The organism is Chryseobacterium mulctrae (assembly GCF_006175945.1).
In the GTDB taxonomy this organism is placed as follows: domain Bacteria; phylum Bacteroidota; class Bacteroidia; order Flavobacteriales; family Weeksellaceae; genus Chryseobacterium; species Chryseobacterium mulctrae.
The window spans coordinates 4,117,092-4,131,827 of sequence record NZ_VAJL01000001.1 but is presented as its reverse complement, the minus strand read 5'-3'; the positions used below and the strand labels follow the sequence as shown (position 1 = coordinate 4,131,827).

Below are 14,736 nucleotides of genomic sequence, written 5' to 3'. Positions count from 1 at the left end.
TCAAATATTTCTGAAGATAAAATTGAAACACTGAAATATGCATTAAAAACTAAAAAAACAGTCTCTCCAACCGACACTGTTTCATTAGAAACTCCGTTTAAAATTTGGGATATTAGTCCAGGAATTAAATTGGGACCAGTTACACTGCATTTTTATAGCTTAATGTTTATTTTCGCATTTGGGATAGGATATGTTTTAATGACAAAGATGTATCAAACTGATAATGTAAACCTGAAATATGTAGAGCCTATTTTTACCTGGACTTTAATCGGTACAATTCTGGGAGCAAGAATGGGGCACGTTATTTTTTATCAGCCCGAATTATTCAAAGAAGATTTCTGGAGTGTTTTCTTACCAATCAGTACAAAGAATGGTTTAAAATTTACCGGTTTTTCCGGATTGGCAAGTCACGGAGCTACAATTGCTGTAATTCTAACGACTCTTTATTATTCATTTAAAATCATCAAGAAAAATCCGTTTTGGGTGTATGACAGATTAGGAATTGTAGTTGCGATAGGTGGAGCTTTTGTAAGAATGGGGAATTTTTTCAATTCTGAAATCATTGGTAAACCAGTTGATCCTAGTTCACCATTTGCGATCCTTTTTCCACAACAAAGCAGTGAATACGGTGTAACAATACCACGTTATCCAACTCAGTTATTTGAAGCAATAGGTTATGTTTTATTGTTTATTTTACTTTGGACTTTATACAGAAAAACTGACAAAAAATATCAGCAAGGATGGTTATTTGGTTTATTCTTTATCATTTTATGGGCAATCAGATTCTTTGTAGAATTTTTGAAAGAACCTCAAGGTGATGAGTTTATTTCTTTTGCAGGATTAAATACCGGACAAATTTTATCAATTCCGTTTATGATTGCTGGATTTATTATTATGCTTTATTCTAAAAATTTAAAAATTACAGAAGCTGAAAACGCTAAACCTGAATAATTTTTAAAACACATAAAAATCTGAAAGTCACAACTGAGTTGTGGCTTTTTTGTTTACTTCAATAAAGACATTCCCGAGTTCATTAATCACATCTGTAGGCAGCATCGCTTCTTTAGAGTATTTTTCGGCAGCAGAATCTGCAGCTTTTCCGTGAAGCCAGACGCCTAAAGTAGCGGCTTCTTCTTCAGAATATTTTTGAGCTAAAAGGGAGGTAATAATTCCGGTAAGAATATCTCCGCTTCCGCCTTTTGCCAAACCCGAATTTCCGGTGATATTATAAAAGACTTTTCCTTCTGGAGTTACCATTTGCGTATGGTGATCTTTCAAAACAATATAAATCCCCAATTCTTTTGCTTTTGTTCTGGCTAAATCTAACCTTTCAAATGAGTTTTCAGTTTTTCCGAAAAGTCTTTCAAATTCTTTGGGATGGGGTGTAATAATCGATCTTTTAGGAATTAATTTTAAATAAGCTTTGTCTTTAGAAATAATATTTAAAGCATCTGCATCCAAAATTAAAGGAGATTGATGATTTTCAAGAAATTCCAGCAAAGCTTTTTCCGTTTCTTTTCCTGTACCTAAACCAGGACCAATTCCGTAAACGGCATTTTCCACTTTTTCAATTTGATAAATCTTTTTTTTACCACCATCAATAAACATTGCTTCCGGAATACTTGTCTGCAGAATTTCATAACCACAATTGGGAGCCAAAACAAACGTTAACCCTGAACCTGTTTTCAGAGCAGATTTTGTAGCCAAAACTACAGCTCCGATTTTCCCGTAACTTCCGCCCACAATAATTGATTTTCCATATGTGCCTTTATGGGCGAAATCTTGTCTGATTTTAAAAATATTCTGAATGACTTCATCATCAATTACAAAATCATTGGTTGAAGTTTTTTCAATAAATTCCTGAGATAAATTTATATCCAAAACAATTACTTTTCCAGTGAAACTTCCGGTTTCAGGATGAAGAAAACTTTTTTTCCAAAATTGAAAAGTCAATGTATAATCTGCTTTAAATATTGTTGAGTTTTCATTATTAATTTGATCAGCAAATAGTCCCGAAGGAACATCAATCGAAATTTTAGGATTACTTTTTGAGTTTAAAACTTCAATCACCTCTTTAAAAATCTCTTCAGGATTTCTTGATAATCCGGTTCCGAAAAGCGCATCGATGATTACTGTTTTTTCATCAAAATCGTACTTTAAAATTTCATCAAAATCTATCACTGAAATTCCAGAAATATCTTTCAGTCTGTTATAATTGATTAAAGCTTCATCAGAAAATTTCAACTGCTCTTTATTGATAAAAACGTCTACATCAAAACCTTTCAGATACAGCATTCTTGCAATGGCAAAACCATCACCGCCATTATTTCCGTTTCCGCAAAATATTGCAAATTTTGTATGATGTTTACAATTCGAAAAAATCCATTCTGCACAAAGCGAAGAAGCTCTTTCCATCAATTGAACAGGTGAAATCAGCTCATTCTGAATGGTATAAAGATCAGCCAATCTGATATTTTCTACAGTAAAAATTTTCATTTCGCTCGTTTTTTTCCAATTTAATTATAATTTCTGATAATTTAAAGCAAAAAAAATACCCAAAACATTTAAGATTTATTATTTTTAAATGATACTTTTGTGTAAAACAACTAAAAATATAAATTATGGGATTTGTTAAAGAATTTAAAGAATTTGCCATTAAAGGCAACGCTTTCGATCTAGCGGTGGGGGTAATCATCGGTGGAGCTTTCGGAAAAATTGTAACAAGTATGATTGATGATTTAATCATGCCTATCGTTGCAGCAATCGTTGGAAAACCAGACTTTAGCAGTATTTATTTCGCAATGGGAAAGGGTTCTGAAAATATTCCTGCAGGATCAACACTTGCAAAGGCTAAAGAACTTGCTCCGGATGCGGCAATTTTTGCTTACGGAAATTTCATTACGGTAGCGATCAATTTTATACTTCTTGCGTTTGTTGTTTTCATGCTTGTAAAAACAATTAACAGAATGAGAAAAACTGAAGCTGAAACTCCTGCAGAACCTGCTGCACCAACAACTACAGAACAGTTACTTTCTGAAATTCGCGATGAATTGAAAAAGAAATAATAAAAATTTTTATATAAAAAAACGAATCCGCCGCAACTAAAAGTTACGGCGGATTTTTTATAATGATAAAACAATATTTTTACTGAATCTGTAAAATACTTGTAATCTGCTCTGCCAAAGAAAGCCCGATTCTATCCTGAGCTTCCAAAGTTGAAGCACCGGTATGCGGAGTTACAGAAATTTTAGAATGCGTAATAATTTCTTTTGAAGGAGTCGGTTCGTTAATGAAAACATCAAGCCCTGCAAATCTTACTTTCCCTGAATCTAAAGCTTCAATTAAAGCAGTTTCATCAATCACACCGCCTCTTGAACAGTTAACGATAGCAACGCCATCTTTCATCATTTCAAACTCAGATTTACCGATCATATAACCTTCTTTTTGAGCCGGAACGTGAAGTGTGATAAAATCTGAATGTCTTAAAACTTGCTCTAAAGGTTCAGTTTCAATATCAACATTGATGAATTGATTGTTGTAGAAAGTTACTTTAATACTTGCTTTCCCAACCATATTATCAGCAGCAATGACTCTCATTCCTAAACCTAAAGCAATTTTAGCAACTTCCTGACCAATTCTTCCCATTCCAACGATTCCGATGGTTTTTCCTTTCAATTCAATACCTGCAGCGTAAGCTTTTTTAAGCGATGCAAATTCTGTATCTCCAACTAAAGGCATTTTTCTGTTAGAATCCTGCAAAAATCTGGCTCCAGAAAATAAATGGGCAAATACCAATTCAGCAACCGATTCTGAAGAAGCAGAAGGCGTGTTGATCACATGAATTCCTTTTTCTCTTGCATAATCTACATCAATATTATCCATTCCTACTCCACCTCTACCGATAATTTCCAGCGACGGACAATTATCAATAATATCTTTTCTTACCTGTGTCGCACTTCTCACCAAAACTGTACGAATCTTGTGCTCGTTGATGTAATCTAAAAGAAGCTCCTGCGGAACTTTTGTAGTAATTACTTCAAAGCCTTTTTCAGTTAATGCATCAATCCCAGACTGATCTAAACCGTCGTTTGCTAAAACTTTCATAACTAACTTAATAATCTATTTTAAAATGTAAAAAGATTTAAAAATTAAAAGAATTTTTGGTTTTCACCTTTCGTTTAATCTTTAAATCTTCTCTATGATTTAATCTTCTTTAAAAACTTCTATTGTAACTTGCTTCTCTACCAAATCGGTAAATTTACCTTTGTATCTTGTAGCTCTTACCAGGTGATTATCAATCCAGTGATAATTTCCACCTCTTGGTTTTCCACACAAAACGCTGTGATATTTGAACCCGTGTTTATCTAGCCAATCTATGGTAATTTGTTTTAAATTTTCAGTTCTTGAAGTAAAAAAACAAATCTGATGTCCCTCGTCATACCATCTATTAACGGTTTCTAGTGCATCTGGAAATGGCTCACACGTTACCATTCTTTCTGGCTCTTCGTTGGGAACATCTTCTGTAATTGTTCCGTCGATATCTATCAGATAATTTTTAATTCCGTCTTTTAGAATCGGACTGATATGTTCAATATAATCTAGTTCCATCGCTTCAAAATTTTAAAGTGCAAAGTTACACTTTCTCATCCAAACAGTGACGTTAATCTTAGTTTATGTTAAAAATTTAACACAAAATCAAATTTAAAATTAACGAAACTTTATATTTCATTGCATTTTTCATAAATATAGAGAATGTTTTTCGCATTCAAAAAAGCCAATATTTCATAAATAATTAAAAAAACTAAACATTTATTTTACAAAATCACGTTTTAAACTTAAATTTGTAGGAATGGAAGAATTGGTAGTATTAGTAAATCCCGAGGATAAAGTTTTAGGTTTGATGGAAAAACAGCAAGCTCATATTAATGGACTTCTTCATCGTGCTTTTTCGGTTTTTTTATTTAATGAAAACGGAGAAATGCTTTTGCAGAAACGCGCTGCAGAAAAATACCACTCTCCTCATCAATGGACCAATGCAGTTTGTTCGCATCCCAGAATTGAAGAAACTTATCTTGAAGGCGCAAAAAGAAGATTGAACGAAGAGCTCGGAATTGAAACCGAACTTTCAGAAAAATTTCATTTTATCTATAAAGCTGATGTTGGCGGTGGACTTTGGGAACACGAACTCGATCACGTCTTTACAGGAACTTACAATTCTGATTTCAATCTGAATAAAGATGAAGTGGCAGAAGTCCGCTATATTTCGCTGGAAAATTTAGATAAAGAAATTTCGGAACATCCCGAACAATTTACAGAATGGTTTAAAATTATTCTGGAAGAATACAAACATCATTTTTAAACACACACTTATGAAAAAAACCTTTTTTATTACCGCATTCTTGTTCAGCGTTTTCTCATTTTCGCAGAATTTGGGAAAAGAGCTTTATGAAAGCGAAAACTATTCAATCGCTATGCCCGATACATGGAAAGCGACGAACGATGATGGAATTATAAACATTTTCCCAACCAATGAAATTGGTGCAATTACCATTTCAGAATATCATAATCTGGATTTACCAAAAGCAGAAGTGAAAAAATTTATCCTTGCTTTGTACAATTCTCCTGATGACGAGAAAAAAGTAAAAAATACGGGAAGTAAAAAAGGATATTCAGAATATCAGTATGAATATTTTGATGAGAAAGAAAAACTATTCTGGATTACAAAACTGTATCAGAAAGATAAAAATATGTTTCTTGTAAGCATCAATTGCCAACAGAAACACTGGAACGGAAATTATATGAAAGTTTTTAACGAGACTTTTGAAAGTTTTAAAATTAAAAAATAGAAATAAATCTACCTATGAAAAAAACAGCATTGTACGACAAACACGTTTCTTTGGGAGCGAAAATAGTACCTTTTGCAGGATTTGAAATGCCTGTACAATATTCCGGAGTAACGGAAGAACACTTTGCAGTAAGAGAAAAAGCAGGATTATTTGACGTATCTCACATGGGACAGTTTTTTGTTGAAGGATCAGGTGCAAAAGATCTTTTGCAGTTTGTAACGACAAACAATGTTGATGTTTTAGAAAACGGAAAAGCTCAGTACTCTTGTCTTCCGAACGAAAACGGAGGAATTGTAGACGACCTTATTGTTTACAAAATGGCAGATGAAAAATATTTTGTAGTTGTAAATGCTTCAAACATCGATAAAGACTGGGATCATATTACAAAATACAACAGTTTCGGAGCAAAATTAACCAACGCTTCAGACGAAATGTCTTTATTGGCAGTTCAGGGACCAAAAGCGACTGAAATTCTTCAGAAATTAACAGAAACTAACCTTTCTGAAATTCCTTATTACAACTTCACAGTTGGTTCTGTTGCCGGAGTAAGCGATGTGATTATTTCAAACACTGGTTATACAGGAAGCGGTGGTTTTGAAATTTATTTCAACAACGAGTCTGCAGAAAAACTTTGGGATGAAATTATTGAAGCTGGAGCTGAGGAAGGTATTATTCCTTGCGGATTGGCTGCAAGAGACACTTTAAGATTAGAAAAAGGATTCTGTCTTTACGGAATGGATATCGACGACACAACGTCTCCTATTGAAGCGGGATTGGGTTGGATTACAAAGTTTGATAAAGACTTTGTTTCTAAAGATATTTTCGCAAAACAGAAAGAAGTTGGCGTTACCAGAAAATTAGTTGGTTTCGAATTGACAGATAAAGGTGTTCCAAGACACGATTATCCTGTGGTGGATGCTGAAGGAAATGTAATCGGGAAAGTTACCTCAGGAACTCAGTCGCCAATGAAAAAAATCGGTTTGGGAATCGCTTATGTAGACAAGCCTCATTTCAAACTGGGAACAGAAATCTTTATTCAAGTAAGAAACAAAAATATTCCGGCGAAAGTGGTAAAAATGCCATTTGTATAATCGGAGAATATTTTAAAATATAAAACCGCAGATTCAGTCTGCGGTTTTTTTGCTATTAGGATAAGCTTCGTGATGAAATAATCTTTTTCAAGAGCTGATTTCTCGCTTTTCATTTCAATTTTTTTTGCAAAAAAGGATTTCCATTGCAATAGAGGCTAGAGTTTTTGTCTTTTTTCAGCGTTCGTCAGTAAACAATAATTTTTGTTTGTAAGCACGGATTTATTAGAGATTGCTTCGTCGCTTCGCTCCTCGCAATGCCAAAACAACTATTCAGCTCTAAAAAACATCTTTAGCGCATCTATATTTTTTTTCTCATTTCCTACAAAAATTTCTTTATCTGTAAGGAAAACAGGACGCTTTAGAAAAGTATAATGATCCAAAATAAGTTCTTTAAAATCATCTTCCGTCAAAGACTTTGCATCCAATTCTCTCAATTTGATTTGAGTAGACTTTTTACTGAATAATGCTTCGTAAGAATTAGTTTTACTGTACATTTCTTCCAATTCTTCTTTCGTAATCGGTTGTTTTTTAATTTCTCTTAACTCCCAATCTGAAAGATTAAACTGCGCCAAAATTTTTCGACACGTATCGCATGTATTAAGATAAAATACTTTTTTCATTGATAAAAATTTAATCCCCAAAAGTAAGGTTAAATATAAAACTCTGAAAATTATTAAATACCTTTATTAAAATTAAAAAAATGGATAACAAACCTGTTACTTTTCAGTTTATCTCTGAACCTTCAGATGTAAATTACGGCGGAAATGTACACGGCGGAAGTGTAATGAAGTGGATCGACCAAGCTGGTTATGCCTGTGCAACAACATGGAGTGGAAATTATTCTGTAACAGTTTACGTTGGAGGAATTCGTTTCTACGAACCTATTAAAATTGGTGAAATTGTAAAAGTGGAAGCACAGGTAATTTATACCGGTTCTTCGAGTATGCATATTTCAATTAATGTTTTTTCAAGAAATTTGAAGCAGCCTACTTTTGACAAGAAAACGCATTGCATCATTGTATTTGTAGCCGTAGATGAAAATGGAAAGAAGCTTCCCGTTCCGAAATGGATTCCTGAAACTGAAGAAGAAAAACAACAGGAAAAATATGCAAAACGTCTTATGGAGCTGAGAACTCAGATTGAAGACGAAATGAAACCTTTTTTATAAAGGTTTATTGTTAAAAGTAAAAACCCTTCCAAATGATCTTTGGAAGGGTTTTATTATTTTAGTCTTTACAATTATAAACTTGCGGACAACCCATATACTGTGTACAATATGAAGGTCCGGTTACGGCTCCTGTGCAGCTACATCCGCAAAGAGATAAGTCTGGGTTTCCAACCTTAATTCCTCCGACGATGTTTTTAAGATCAGCCTGCTTTAATTTTTTCGCGTTTTTTAAAATGTTTGTCATGTGATTTGATTTTAAATTTATAATATAGTTTGAATACCGAATTTATAAATATAACGTAAATAAACAATAAATATTATCAAATTTTCGTACATAAAAATAAAACCTTCCACTAAATGAAAGGTTTTATTTTTATTTTTTAAAATCTGTCTTAAAAACTTAGGCAAATTCACTTCTTAATATCTAATATACGTCTTTGCAAGTATACACTTGTGGGCAAGCGATATACTGTACACAATAGAAAGGACCTGTAACAGCTCCTGAGCAATCGCATCCACAAAGAGATAAATCTGGATTTCCGCTTACTCCTCCTACAATATTTTTAAGGTCAGCCTGCTTTAATTTTTTTGCATTTTTTAAAATGTTTTTTTTCATGTGATTAGTTTTTAAATTAAACAATATAGTTTGATTATCAAATTTAAGTATTATTTATAAATAAATCACAAACAATAAATCAATATTATCAAATTATTGTACATAATTCAATTCAACTTAAAACAATTCATAAAAAAACCTTTCAACTTAATGAAAGGTTTTTATGCATATTATTTTTTTTAACTTTAATTATCTTGCGATGTTTACCGTTCTTGTTTCTCTGATTACCGTTACTTTTACCTGTCCAGGATACGTCAGTTCATTCTGAATTTTCTCAGAAATATCATAAGAAAGCTGAGAAGACATTTCGTCGTTTATTCTGCTACTTTCTACCATTACTCTTAGTTCTCTACCCGCCTGAATTGCATACGCTGAAGAAACACCTTCAAAACTTAATGCTGCAGCTTCAAGATCTTTTAGTCTTTGGATATAAGATTCTAAAACCTGTCTTCTTGCTCCCGGTCTTGCTCCAGAAATTGCATCGGCAACCTGAATAATTGGAGACAATAAAGAAGTCATTTCTACTTCGTCGTGGTGAGCTCCGATTGCATTGATTACCTCTGCATTTTCACCATATTTTTCAGCCCATTGCATTCCTAAAAGTGCGTGTGGAAGTTCAGATTCCTGCTCAGGAACTTTACCGATATCGTGTAAAAGACCTGCTCTTTTAGCTAATTTTACGTTTAATCCTAATTCTGCAGCCATTGTTGCAGCGATGTTGGCAACTTCTCTTGAGTGCTGTAAAAGGTTTTGTCCGTATGAAGAACGGTATTTCATTCTACCAACGATTTTCACCAATTCAGGATGCAAACCGTGAATTCCTAAATCGATAATGGTTCTTTTACCAACTTCGATAATTTCTTCTTCGATTTGTTTTCTTGTCTTTTCTACAACTTCTTCAATTCTTGCAGGGTGGATTCTACCGTCTGTAACTAATCTGTGAAGTGATAGTCTTGCGATCTCTCTTCTTACAGGATCAAAGCATGAAAGAAGAATCGCTTCCGGAGTATCATCAACAATGATTTCTACACCTGTAACCGCTTCCAAAGCACGGATATTTCTACCTTCTCTACCGATAATTCTGCCTTTTACTTCATCAGATTCAATATTAAATACCGAAACTGAATTTTCAATCGCCTGTTCTGTACCAATTCTCTGAATAGTCTGAATAACAATTTTTCTTGCTTCGCTTTTCGCATTCAACTGAGCTTCTTCCATAATGCTCTGAACGTGCGCCTGAGCTCTGGTTTTTGCTTCTGCTCTCATGGTTTCCACCAATTCTGCTTTAGCTTCTTCTGCTGTATAGTTTGAAATCTTTTCAAGCATTTCAACTTTCTTAGCAGTTGCCTGCTCCAGATCGCTTTGCTTTTTTTCTAAAATTTCATTTTTCTTAGCATAATCAGCAATCTGTCTGTCTAGATCCTTTTCTAATTTCCCTGCTTTGCTAAGCTCGTCATTCAGCTTATTTTCTTTGTCTTTCGTTCTTTTTTCAGCGTCCTGCATTTTCTTTTCGCGAGCCTGAATATCTGCATCGTGCTGTGACTTTAGTTCTAAGAATTTTTCTTTAGCTTGAAGATTCTTTTCTTTTTTTATGGATTCAGCTTGTACATTAGCTTTTTCTATAAGGTTTTCAGCGTTCTTTTTTGCATCATCTACAATGAATTTAGCTTTTGTATTCAGTGAACTTTTAGAGAAAAACATCCCTGCTACTGCACCGATTACTAAGCAAATAACGCCTACTATAATGGCTGTTGTCATATATATATTGAGTTTTAATTGTCTTGTTAACTTAAAATAAAAAAGCCCACAGCAATCCAGTGATTTAGAGTAAACTCCTAATCTTCACGATTTGATCTGATTTCTTCTCTCTGTAATCTGCGTAATGCAGCGCGCCATTGAAAAGACTTTCGAACATTAAATTGTTTAGCGTTGAGTTTACCTTAATGTGTTAGAATTACTGTAGGCAGTTTTTTTCGGAAAAAAAAATCTATTTTCCTATATCGTCCAGTGACCGATTAATTTCTGTTAATCTTTCGTTGGTTGATTTTATATTTTTATCATGATTCAGAGCAACTACTTCTGCGTTGGTTCCCAGTTTTAGGGCACACATAGCCAAAGCATCCTGTTTATCTCTTACATCAAAATTTTGTTCAAAATCTTTAATCATATTTTCTATTTGCTTCCCCACTTTGCGCAGTGTTTCTTCTTCTGCTGCGGGTACATTTAGCGGATACACTCTCCCTGCAATGTTGATGGTTATTCTCCTTACCTCCATTATAATCCACTATTTTGAAGCTGTGCAATACAAAAGTCTACTTCTTTTACCAATCTATTGATGTGGTTTTTCATGAGTCTGTTGTGTTCAGGATTTCCTGATATTGCTGAATACAATTTTATATTTTTCTGTTCTTCTGCCAATACCTGATTTTTCTTTCTCTCTTCATCGTATCTAGTCTTCAGCTCAGTATGCTCTTTATTTAATTCTAAATATTTTTCAGATAAATTTTGATAACTTTTTTGAAGGTTCAAAATCTTTTTTTCTATTTCTGAAAAATTATTTTCTAATTCTTGAAGCATTTCAGGTTTATAAATTTTCTAACTATTAGCAAAAATAGGAAAATATTAGTACCGACGAAAATAATAATCTCTATATTTTGACAAAAATAAAAAAGGAGATGCCAAGCACCTCCTTTTTATATTAATTTTATATTATATTATTCAAATTTCAAAACAAACATAACTGCTCTTGTTTGTAGTGTAGAAACTGCTGCAGACCAATATGGAGGCGTTGAAGCATTATCAGAAACCATTTCGTTATTCATGAAAAATGTACCTCTGATTGCAGGAGTTAATTTAAATTTATTAAAATAGAACTGAATTCCCATCTCTGCAGACCAAGCAAAATTGTGCGTTGTTGATCTGAAAACCTGCTGCATATTATCATCTTGAGAATCTGAGTTTGATTGTAAATTAACAATATAATTTACACCAGCTGCAACATATGGTCTTGAGTTGTACCATCTGTCTCCGTGTAATTCTAACATTACAGGAATATCTACCAAAGTAGATTTAATATCTCTTACCCTATCTTTTTCTGTTAAAGCAATCGGAATAAAAGGAGCATTCGTTAAACTTCCATCCTGATACATTGCATTAGTATCTGTATTAAAAGTCAGTTGTCTCTGAGCAAACTGCAAACCTGGCTCTACTCTTACATCTAAATAGTCATTTAATCTGAATTTGGCAATAAGACCCGCTCCAAAGCTTGTGCTTTCTTTTGAAGATACCAAATTATGATTTTCATACATTCCGTATCTTGGGTTGAGTACAATTCTATAATCCAGTAAATTACCATTCAGATAAAACCCCCAACTCACTTTTTTCTGGTCAAAGTCTTCCAACTTGTCCATCCTGTTACGGGTTCTAAATTGAGCATTTGCAACTGTTGCAAAACTTACTGAGGCTAAAACCAGAGCTTTTAATAGAAATTTATTCATAGGTTATTTTGTTGCTTTATAAATTGTGGCTATACCTAAACTTAATTTTTTGTATTCTACTTTTTTAAATCCTGTATCTAAAAGAATTTGTCTCATCTTTTCTCCAAAAGGAAATGCATTTACAGAATCGGGAAGATAAGTATACGCCCTGTTGTCTTTAGAAACCAATCTGCCGATTGCCGGCAAAATATTTTTGAAATAAAACATATAAAATGGTCCTAAAAAACCCTCTACCTTTGAAAACTCAAGAATATAAACACTCTTATTTTCTTTAACCACTCTTCTCAACTCTGCCAAACCTTTGGTAAGGTTCTCAAAATTTCTCACTCCAAAAGCAACGGAAACAGCATCAAATCTATTGTCCTCGAAAGGTAAATTTTCTGCATCGCCCTTTTGCATGGAAATTTTGCCGTCTAAATTAAGTTTTTTTATTTTAATAACGCCAACATTTAACATTTGTTGCGACAAATCTAATCCCACTACTTTTGCACCGGTTCCTTTTTCTACCGCAATGGCCAAATCTCCGGTTCCTGTAGCGACATCCAACGTTTCTTTCGGGTTGTCGTGATTCATCCATTTTACCAGTTTATTTCTCCACAACACATCTATTTTCATAGACAAAACGTGGTTTAATAAATCGTATTTAGGCGCAATGTTGTCGAACATATCCTCTACCTGACTCTTTTTGCTAGATTCAGAATTGTAGGGCGTTACTTGGTTGATATCTTTTGTCAAAACTTAAAACTTATAGTATTCTTTATAATAATTAAGATAATCCTGCTTGCGGAAAATCTTTGTACGGGACTCTACTTTCTGAATGTTTTTAATCATCTGATCATAGTCTTCATCTACATTATAATAAAAACCTTCTGTGTAGAGTTTATTAAAACGTTTAGCTCCCCCATAATATTGTTTTCCGTCAATCATGGTTTTATCCAGTGCCAAAAGTAATGAATCTTTTTTAAGATTGTACCCATAATATTGCTCATTGATATAATAATCTTTATGGGCAATATTTAAAAGACCACGAATTTTATTTACCTCAAAAGCAGAATCATAAAGCATTTTCTTATTCTGATCAAAAACTTTTATAGAATTTTTCCCTTTCTGTAAGTCTACCTGCACAGATTGGCCTGCCGAAATAATACCTTCAGGCTCATTATTTATTTTAAAATAGTAGGTATTGGGAGTAGGATTATCTACAAGGTAATAATTTTTCTTCGCTAAAAAGAAGTTGTAAACGGCAAAAGCACCGATAAATACCACAGCAGCAATAATTAAACCTTTTAAAGACGGATTGTTTTTCATAGATTGGCTGAAACAATTTTTGCAAATTTAATAATATTTTTAATTCTTTCTTATTAATATTAATTATTAACTTTGCATCTTTAAAAAATTACATAAGCGAATGCCAAATACGATCATTATTGGTTCCGGATCTTATCTTCCGAATAGAATAATTGGAAGGGATTTTTTCTTAGATTCAGAGTTTTATACAGAAGACGGGGTGAAGATTGACAAGCCTGCTGAGGAAACTATTGCAAAATTTGTAGAAATTACAGAAATAGAAAACAGGAGATTTATTGACGAAGATCTTTCAAATTCACAAATTGGTTTTGAAGCTGCAAAAATTGCTATTGCAGACGCAAATATAGACCAGGAAGAGCTTAATTATATTATCTACGCAAGTAATTTTGGTGAAGTTACCGTAAACGGATATGTAGATTTTATGCCGACAATGGCAGCAAGAGTTAAAAATAAACTGGGCATCAAAAACAGAAAATGTATTACTTATGATATGATTTTCGGTTGTCCGGGTTGGGTTGAAGCGATGATTTTGGCTGATAATTTAATTAAAGCTAATGTTGCAAAAACCATCCTTGTTATCGGTGCAGAAACTTTAAGCAGAGTAACCGATCCGCACGATAGAAACAGAATGATTTTCGCAGACGGAGCCGGAGCTGTAGTAGTAAAAGCGACTGACGAAGAAAATGTAGGGATTATTGCTCATAATACCATCTGTGATAATGGTGTTGAACTTAATTATCTTGCAAACGGACCTTCTATCAACGAAGAATCGGATCAGACTCGTTTATTTGTAAGAATGCAGGGAAGAAAAATTTATGAGTACGCTCTTAAAAATGTTCCTGCAGCTATTAAAGAAACTATCGAAGACGCAAAATTGTCTATTGAAGACATCGACAAAATATTGATTCACCAAGCGAATGCTAAAATGGATTATGCAATGATAGACAGACTTCACAAGCTTTATGATGTGAAAGATTACGATCATTCTGTATCTCCTATGACGGTTCAGGATTTCGGAAATACCTCTGTAGCAACAATTCCTACCATGTTTGATTTAATAATTAAAGGAAAAATGGAGGGTCATACGTTTAAAGATAAAGGGAACATTGTAATGACTTCGGTTGGAGCCGGAATGAACATCAATGCGATCGTTTATAAATTTCCATAAGAATATTAATTAAACAATATAAAAAGCACAGGAAATTTATTT

Annotated in this window: 19 protein-coding genes; 7 read left to right on the top strand and 12 right to left on the bottom strand. The window is 33.4% G+C overall.

All coding sequences use genetic code 11. The annotated features are described in order from the left end of the window. Positions 1 to 102: 102 nt before the first annotated feature. Positions 103 to 951: a prolipoprotein diacylglyceryl transferase gene (gene lgt / locus FDY99_RS23440; protein WP_262711428.1), complete on the top strand. Its 849-nt coding sequence runs from the start codon at positions 103 to 105 to the stop codon at positions 949 to 951. A 27-nt stretch (positions 952 to 978) separates the two neighbouring features. Here the strand turns inward: lgt and FDY99_RS19175 are convergent, their stop codons facing one another. After that, on the bottom strand, positions 979 to 2,496 hold the full coding sequence (locus tag FDY99_RS19175) for an NAD(P)H-hydrate dehydratase (protein WP_139423319.1): 1,518 nt from the start codon (positions 2,494 to 2,496) through the stop codon (positions 979 to 981). A 125-nt stretch (positions 2,497 to 2,621) separates the two neighbouring features. On the opposite strand from FDY99_RS19175, the gene mscL reads away from it, so the two are divergent. Beyond that, positions 2,622 to 3,065 (top strand): large conductance mechanosensitive channel protein MscL, encoded by a 444-nt coding sequence (gene mscL, locus FDY99_RS19170; RefSeq protein ID WP_074229257.1) that lies wholly within the window; start codon positions 2,622 to 2,624, stop codon positions 3,063 to 3,065. 79 nt (positions 3,066 to 3,144) lie between these two features. Here mscL and FDY99_RS19165 read toward each other — a convergent pair whose 3' ends face one another. Together FDY99_RS19165 and FDY99_RS19160 are read right to left on the bottom strand one after the other, a co-directional pair. After that, positions 3,145 to 4,104, bottom strand: a complete 960-nt coding sequence (locus tag FDY99_RS19165) for a D-2-hydroxyacid dehydrogenase (protein ID WP_139423318.1) — start codon at positions 4,102 to 4,104, stop codon at positions 3,145 to 3,147. A 99-nt stretch (positions 4,105 to 4,203) separates the two neighbouring features. Then, positions 4,204 to 4,608 (bottom strand): LNS2 domain-containing protein, encoded by a 405-nt coding sequence (locus FDY99_RS19160; RefSeq protein WP_066677251.1) that lies wholly within the window; start codon positions 4,606 to 4,608, stop codon positions 4,204 to 4,206. A 241-nt stretch (positions 4,609 to 4,849) separates the two neighbouring features. Here FDY99_RS19160 and idi point away from each other — a divergent pair, with 241 nt between their 5' ends. From idi to gcvT, 3 genes are read left to right on the top strand one after another with little or no spacing between them, the layout of a single operon-like run. Then, entirely contained in the window at positions 4,850 to 5,359 is a 510-nt protein-coding gene (gene idi / locus FDY99_RS19155) for an isopentenyl-diphosphate Delta-isomerase (RefSeq protein ID WP_102980933.1), read from the top strand. A gap of 10 nt (positions 5,360 to 5,369) precedes the next feature. After that, entirely contained in the window at positions 5,370 to 5,846 is a 477-nt protein-coding gene (locus tag FDY99_RS19150; protein WP_139423317.1) for a hypothetical protein, read from the top strand. A gap of 14 nt (positions 5,847 to 5,860) precedes the next feature. Beyond that, a complete protein-coding gene (gene gcvT, locus FDY99_RS19145) occupies positions 5,861 to 6,937 on the top strand; it encodes a glycine cleavage system aminomethyltransferase GcvT (protein WP_139423316.1) in 1,077 nt (358 codons plus the stop codon). Between the two features lie 266 nt (positions 6,938 to 7,203). Here gcvT and FDY99_RS19140 read toward each other — a convergent pair whose 3' ends face one another. Then, on the bottom strand, positions 7,204 to 7,557 hold the full coding sequence (locus tag FDY99_RS19140) for an arsenate reductase family protein (protein ID WP_115949564.1): 354 nt from the start codon (positions 7,555 to 7,557) through the stop codon (positions 7,204 to 7,206). Between the two features lie 80 nt (positions 7,558 to 7,637). Here FDY99_RS19140 and FDY99_RS19135 point away from each other — a divergent pair, with 80 nt between their 5' ends. Continuing rightward, entirely contained in the window at positions 7,638 to 8,105 is a 468-nt protein-coding gene (locus tag FDY99_RS19135) for an acyl-CoA thioesterase (RefSeq protein WP_074229263.1), read from the top strand. A 58-nt stretch (positions 8,106 to 8,163) separates the two neighbouring features. Here FDY99_RS19135 and FDY99_RS19130 read toward each other — a convergent pair whose 3' ends face one another. The 8 genes from FDY99_RS19130 to FDY99_RS19095 form a co-directional block, all read right to left on the bottom strand. After that, the gene (locus tag FDY99_RS19130) at positions 8,164 to 8,349 is read right to left on the bottom strand and encodes a hypothetical protein (protein ID WP_074229264.1); all 186 of its coding nucleotides are present in this window, start codon (positions 8,347 to 8,349) and stop codon (positions 8,164 to 8,166) included. A gap of 180 nt (positions 8,350 to 8,529) precedes the next feature. After that, positions 8,530 to 8,721, bottom strand: a complete 192-nt coding sequence (locus FDY99_RS19125) for a hypothetical protein (protein WP_139423315.1) — start codon at positions 8,719 to 8,721, stop codon at positions 8,530 to 8,532. A gap of 189 nt (positions 8,722 to 8,910) precedes the next feature. Continuing rightward, a complete protein-coding gene (gene rny, locus FDY99_RS19120; RefSeq protein WP_139423314.1) occupies positions 8,911 to 10,479 on the bottom strand; it encodes a ribonuclease Y in 1,569 nt (522 codons plus the stop codon). A 229-nt stretch (positions 10,480 to 10,708) separates the two neighbouring features. Next, positions 10,709 to 10,996 carry a cell division protein ZapA gene (locus tag FDY99_RS19115; protein ID WP_074229267.1) on the bottom strand — a complete coding sequence of 96 codons (288 nt, stop codon included), beginning with the start codon at positions 10,994 to 10,996 and terminating at the stop codon, positions 10,709 to 10,711. Beyond that, positions 10,996 to 11,298: a hypothetical protein gene (locus FDY99_RS19110; RefSeq protein ID WP_074229268.1), complete on the bottom strand. Its 303-nt coding sequence runs from the start codon at positions 11,296 to 11,298 to the stop codon at positions 10,996 to 10,998. The genes FDY99_RS19115 and FDY99_RS19110 overlap by 1 nt, the downstream gene beginning before the upstream one ends. A 137-nt stretch (positions 11,299 to 11,435) precedes the next feature. Continuing rightward, positions 11,436 to 12,218 (bottom strand): type IX secretion/gliding motility protein PorT/SprT, encoded by a 783-nt coding sequence (gene porT, locus FDY99_RS19105; RefSeq protein WP_139423313.1) that lies wholly within the window; start codon positions 12,216 to 12,218, stop codon positions 11,436 to 11,438. Between the two features lie 3 nt (positions 12,219 to 12,221). Continuing rightward, positions 12,222 to 12,953, bottom strand: coding sequence for a bifunctional demethylmenaquinone methyltransferase/2-methoxy-6-polyprenyl-1,4-benzoquinol methylase UbiE (ubiE, locus tag FDY99_RS19100; RefSeq protein ID WP_139423312.1), 732 nt, complete (start codon positions 12,951 to 12,953; stop codon positions 12,222 to 12,224). A 3-nt stretch (positions 12,954 to 12,956) separates the two neighbouring features. Beyond that, on the bottom strand, positions 12,957 to 13,526 hold the full coding sequence (locus FDY99_RS19095; protein WP_139423311.1) for a hypothetical protein: 570 nt from the start codon (positions 13,524 to 13,526) through the stop codon (positions 12,957 to 12,959). Between the two features lie 100 nt (positions 13,527 to 13,626). Between FDY99_RS19095 and FDY99_RS19090 the strand changes: the two genes are divergently transcribed. After that, positions 13,627 to 14,694: a 3-oxoacyl-ACP synthase III family protein gene (locus FDY99_RS19090; RefSeq protein WP_139423310.1), complete on the top strand. Its 1,068-nt coding sequence runs from the start codon at positions 13,627 to 13,629 to the stop codon at positions 14,692 to 14,694. The last annotated feature ends 42 nt before the right edge of the window (positions 14,695 to 14,736 follow it).

Bases quoted from the DNA above. Each gene is read 5' to 3' on its own strand.
- FDY99_RS19175 (WP_139423319.1), bottom strand. From the start codon at position 2,496: ATGAAAATTTTTACTGTAGAAAATATCAGATTGGCTGATCTTTATACC.
- mscL (WP_074229257.1), top strand. From the start codon at position 2,622: ATGGGATTTGTTAAAGAATTTAAAGAATTTGCCATTAAAGGCAACGCT.
- FDY99_RS19165 (WP_139423318.1), bottom strand. From the start codon at position 4,104: ATGAAAGTTTTAGCAAACGACGGTTTAGATCAGTCTGGGATTGATGCA.
- FDY99_RS19160 (WP_066677251.1), bottom strand. From the start codon at position 4,608: ATGGAACTAGATTATATTGAACATATCAGTCCGATTCTAAAAGACGGA.
- idi (WP_102980933.1), top strand. From the start codon at position 4,850: ATGGAAGAATTGGTAGTATTAGTAAATCCCGAGGATAAAGTTTTAGGT.
- FDY99_RS19150 (WP_139423317.1), top strand. From the start codon at position 5,370: ATGAAAAAAACCTTTTTTATTACCGCATTCTTGTTCAGCGTTTTCTCA.
- gcvT (WP_139423316.1), top strand. From the start codon at position 5,861: ATGAAAAAAACAGCATTGTACGACAAACACGTTTCTTTGGGAGCGAAA.
- FDY99_RS19140 (WP_115949564.1), bottom strand. From the start codon at position 7,557: ATGAAAAAAGTATTTTATCTTAATACATGCGATACGTGTCGAAAAATT.
- FDY99_RS19135 (WP_074229263.1), top strand. From the start codon at position 7,638: ATGGATAACAAACCTGTTACTTTTCAGTTTATCTCTGAACCTTCAGAT.
- FDY99_RS19130 (WP_074229264.1), bottom strand. From the start codon at position 8,349: ATGACAAACATTTTAAAAAACGCGAAAAAATTAAAGCAGGCTGATCTT.
- FDY99_RS19125 (WP_139423315.1), bottom strand. From the start codon at position 8,721: ATGAAAAAAAACATTTTAAAAAATGCAAAAAAATTAAAGCAGGCTGAC.
- rny (WP_139423314.1), bottom strand. From the start codon at position 10,479: ATGACAACAGCCATTATAGTAGGCGTTATTTGCTTAGTAATCGGTGCA.
- FDY99_RS19115 (WP_074229267.1), bottom strand. From the start codon at position 10,996: ATGGAGGTAAGGAGAATAACCATCAACATTGCAGGGAGAGTGTATCCG.
- FDY99_RS19110 (WP_074229268.1), bottom strand. From the start codon at position 11,298: ATGCTTCAAGAATTAGAAAATAATTTTTCAGAAATAGAAAAAAAGATT.
- porT (WP_139423313.1), bottom strand. From the start codon at position 12,218: ATGAATAAATTTCTATTAAAAGCTCTGGTTTTAGCCTCAGTAAGTTTT.
- FDY99_RS19095 (WP_139423311.1), bottom strand. From the start codon at position 13,526: ATGAAAAACAATCCGTCTTTAAAAGGTTTAATTATTGCTGCTGTGGTA.
- FDY99_RS19090 (WP_139423310.1), top strand. From the start codon at position 13,627: ATGCCAAATACGATCATTATTGGTTCCGGATCTTATCTTCCGAATAGA.